The following is a 3,929-nucleotide window of genomic DNA, read 5'->3' on the forward strand; positions in this document are numbered from 1 at the left end:
GGGTGGGTCCGGTGGCAGGGGTGTGAGCGGCATGGATGCCGCGACCAAGCCCCCATGGATGGGTTTACGGCGTCCCCTGCCACCGGACCCACCCCGCCAACCCACAGGAAGCCAGCTTCTGCTTTTGACGTTGACGTTGACGTTGACGTTGATCTGCAGCAGGTGCAGGGCTGCAAGCCCTGCCGTCTCTCCCCTGAGCATTCCACGCAGTGGTTTGAGCGCATCGCGCGCGCGCCACCCGGCACGCTGCACAGCGACGGAATAACCCGCCTTACCGAGCCCCACCCCATGACCCTGCGTCACCTGCCCCTGCGCGGCGCCCTGCTGCTGGCCCTGTCCTCCCTGTCGCTGGCCGCCCTGGCCGAAGCCACCTCGCCCGCCCCCACCCAGCAGGTGCCCGGCGTCTACCACCAGCGCGTCGGCGCCCTGCAGGTCACCGCCCTGTTCGATGGCGTGGTAGCGCTCGGCCGCCAGGAAGTGGTCGATGTCTCGCCCACCCTGGTCACCCGCCTGCTCGACGGCCGCTACGTGCCCGAAGACAAGAAGGGCCTGCAGACCGCGGTCAACGCCTTCCTGGTCCGCCAGGGCAACCACCTGACCCTGGTCGATACCGGCACCGCGCAGTGCTTCGGCCCCGGCCTGGGCCAGGTGCTGGGCAACCTGCGCGCCGCCGGCGTCGACCCGGCCGAGGTGGATGACATCCTGCTCACCCACGCGCATCCGGACCACATGTGCGGCGTGCTCGACGCACTGGGCCAGCCGGCCTACCCCAATGCCACGGTGTGGCTGTCCAAGGCCGATGCCGACTACTGGCTGGACCCGGCCAGCGAAGCAGGTGCGCCGGAGGGCGTGCGTTTCGCCTTCCCGCTGGCCCGCAACGCGGTGGCGCCGTACCAGGCCCACGGCAGACTGCGCACGTTCAAGCCAGGCGATGCGCTGCCCGGTGGCGCGGTGGCGATGGACACTCACGGCCATACCCCCGGCCATGTCTCCTACCGGTTCGACAGCCAGGGCCAGTCATTGCTGGTGTGGGGCGATGTGCTGCACTTCCACGCGGTGCAGTTCGCACACCCGGAAGCGGCGTTCGAGGCCGATGCGGACCGCAAGGCGGCCATCGCCAGCCGTCGCGGGCTGCTTGAGCAGGCCACCGCCAAGGGCTGGTGGGTGGCCGGTGCGCATCTGCCGTTCCCCGGCCTGGGCCATGTGCGCCGCGAGGGCGAGGCCTATGCGTGGGTGCCGGCGGAGTATTCGCCGTTGAAATGAAAGGTCGCCGGGCATGGCCTGGCGCTACCGGTCCCCGGTCGCGGCAACATGGGGTAGCGCCGGGCCATGCCCGGCGAGCGCAGCGGAGACGCCTTACGCCAGCCCCAGCCAGCCGCCGATCACACCGCGGGCTTCGTCCACGCCGGTACGGTCCTCACCGGAGAACACCTGCACGCTGACGCTGTCGCCGTAGGCGGAATGCAGTTCCTTGCGGACCTTCTGCAGGGTCTGCATCTGCTGGCTGCGGCTGAGCTTGTCGGCCTTGGTCAGCAGCGCGTGCGCGGGCATGCCACGCTGCACGGCGTAGGACAGCATCTGCCGGTCGTAGTCCTTCAGCGGGTGGCGGATGTCCATCACCACCACCAGGCCCTTGAGCGCTTCGCGGGTGCGGAAGTACCGGTCGATGAAGGCCTGCCAGTGCGCCTGCAGGTCCAGCGGCACCTTGGCATAGCCGTAACCAGGCAGGTCGACCAGGTGCGCTTCCGGGGTGATCTGGAAGAACACCAGCTGCTGGGTGCGGCCGGGGGTCTTGGACACGCGGGCCAGGGAGTTCTGCCGGGTCAGCGCGTTGAGGGCGCTGGACTTGCCGGCGTTGGAGCGGCCGGCGAAGGCCACTTCGGCCCCTTCATCGGGCGGCAGTTGCCGCACGTTGTGGGCCGAGAGGTGGTAACGGGCGCGTTCGATGAGCAATGACATGCGCCTAGGATCGCATGTTGCGGCGCCGCGCGCCCGTTCCGTGGGCCGCAGGCCAGGAAAATGCTGCACTGCTGCGTTGACCGTGCGCTGAAACGGCGTTGATAATCCGGGCGATGCCGGCGGCCACGCCCCGGCCCGGTCCATACGGAGCTTCAGCATGCGCCACGCTCGCGTTCTTGCCGTATCCGCTCTTGCCACTGCCGTCGTCGTTGCCGCCGCTGCGTTCGCGCAGACCACGCTGACCCCGCTGCCCGACAACGGGCCGATCCGCACTGCCTCGCTGGAAGTGGATTTCAGCAAGACCACCTGGGGCGACGCCAAGGCCGGCCAGACCAAGGCCTCGGCCTGCGCGGCCTGCCATGGGGCCGACGGCAATTCCACGGTGGAGATGTACCCGTCCATCGCCGGCCAGAGCGAACGTTACGTGGCCCAGCAGATGGCCCTGATCGCCAACGGCCAGCGCAGTTCCGGCGCGTCGGTGGCGATGGTGCCCTTCGTGCAGAACCTCACCCCGCAGGACATGCGCGATATCGGCGCGTTCTTCGCCACCCAGAAGGCCACCGCCGGCATCGCCGACGACACCGCCGTGGCCGACGGCCCCTACAAGGGCATGAAGTTCTACGAGATCGGCCAGCAGCTGTACCGCGGCGGCGACGCCAAGCGCGGCCTGCCGGCCTGCATGGCCTGCCACGGTCCCAGCGGCGCCGGCAACCCCGGCCCGGCCTACCCGCACATCGGCGGCCAGCACGCCAGTTATGTCGCCCGCCGCCTGCAGGAATACCAGGCCGGGCAGACCAACGAGACCGACAAGGCGCACTTCCAGATCATGGCCGCCGTCGCCCAGAAGCTGAGCGAACAGGAAGTCCAAGCGCTCTCCAGCTACCTGCAGGGCCTGCACAACAAGGCCGATGACATCGCCGCCGAGGCCACCGCCACGCAACCGGCCGCCGCCCCCTGACCGCCACTGGTCGGCCCGGCTCGCCACGGCGGCCCGCGGCTGCGGTATGTTTCCTTCACGCCGGCGGCTGCGCCGGCGTTGTTATTTTCAATGGAGATGCGTGTCGATGAGGTTGATTCCCCGCCTTCTGCTGTCCCTGCTGGTGATGCTGCCGCTGGCCGCCTGCGCCGCCACCCCCGCCAATGCCCCGCTGGTTGAAGGCAAAGACTACGAGCGCATCGCCAAGTCCGGCCCGTTCCAGCCGTTGGCCGGCAAGATCGAAGTCGTTGAAGTGTTCGGCTACACCTGCCCGCACTGCGCCCACTTCGAGCCGCAGCTGGAAGCCTGGGCCGCCAAGCTGCCGGCCGACGTGCGCTTCACCCCGGTCCCGGCCGCCTTCGGCGGTGCCTGGGATGCCTGGGCCCTGGCCTATTACGCGGCCGATGAAGTGGGCGTCGCCAAGCGCAGCCACGCCGCTGTGTTCAAGGCCCTGCACGAAGACGGCTCGCTGCCGATGCAGAACGTCTCGGCCGATGAGCTCGCCACCTTCTATGCCGCCTATGGCGTGAGCGCCGACCGCTACAAGCAGGCCCTGCGCGGCGATGCGGTGCAGAAGAAGGTTGCCGAAGCCCGTGCCTTCGCCCAGCGCACCCAGGTGCCGGGCACCCCGGCCATCATCATCAATGGCCAGTATCTGGTGCGTGCCAACAGCTTCGAGGACCAGCTGCGCGTGGCCTCCAAGCTGATCTCCGAAGCCCGCGCCCGCGGCGGCCGCTGAACCGATCCCGACCATCGACACGGCGCTGTCGCCGCCGCATGTCATCATTTCCCCTTGGCCGGCGCCCGCCGTCGGCCCCACCTTTCCAGTTGCTGGAGACGTTTCAATGAAGACCCGTATCGCCGCGCTCGCACTTGCAGCCCTGCTGCCGCTCCTGGCGGCCTGCAAGGCCGACGACGGCAGCACCAACACCACCGCCCCGGCTGAACCGGCTGCCACCCCGGCTGCCGCCGAGCCTGCCGCGGCCCCCGCCGC

At 69.4% G+C, this 3,929-nt stretch carries 4 protein-coding genes and 1 pseudogene; 4 read left to right on the plus strand and 1 reads right to left on the minus strand.

The genetic code is table 11. The features are described 5' to 3' along the window. The first annotated feature begins 288 nt into the window (after positions 1 to 288). On the plus strand, positions 289 to 1,263 hold the full coding sequence (locus DCO49_RS19580) for an MBL fold metallo-hydrolase (protein ID WP_116865409.1): 975 nt from the start codon (positions 289 to 291) through the stop codon (positions 1,261 to 1,263). 93 nt (positions 1,264 to 1,356) lie between these two features. On the opposite strand, the gene yihA is transcribed toward DCO49_RS19580, so the two are convergent. Next, positions 1,357 to 1,959 (minus strand): ribosome biogenesis GTP-binding protein YihA/YsxC, encoded by a 603-nt coding sequence (gene yihA, locus DCO49_RS19585; RefSeq protein ID WP_079223317.1) that lies wholly within the window; start codon positions 1,957 to 1,959, stop codon positions 1,357 to 1,359. Between the two features lie 157 nt (positions 1,960 to 2,116). Between yihA and DCO49_RS19590 the strand changes: the two genes are divergently transcribed. The 3 genes and pseudogenes from DCO49_RS19590 to DCO49_RS19600 all read left to right on the plus strand — a co-directional run. Beyond that, positions 2,117 to 2,917, plus strand: coding sequence for a c-type cytochrome (locus DCO49_RS19590; protein ID WP_116865410.1), 801 nt, complete (start codon positions 2,117 to 2,119; stop codon positions 2,915 to 2,917). A 106-nt stretch (positions 2,918 to 3,023) separates the two neighbouring features. After that, entirely contained in the window at positions 3,024 to 3,674 is a 651-nt protein-coding gene (locus DCO49_RS19595; RefSeq protein ID WP_116865411.1) for a thiol:disulfide interchange protein DsbA/DsbL, read from the plus strand. A 106-nt stretch (positions 3,675 to 3,780) separates the two neighbouring features. Then, positions 3,781 to 3,929: pseudogene (locus tag DCO49_RS19600) on the plus strand (thiol:disulfide interchange protein DsbA/DsbL); the annotation flags it as partial.

Source organism: Stenotrophomonas sp. SPM, assembly GCF_003105135.1.
Taxonomy (GTDB): Bacteria; Pseudomonadota; Gammaproteobacteria; order Xanthomonadales; family Xanthomonadaceae; genus Stenotrophomonas.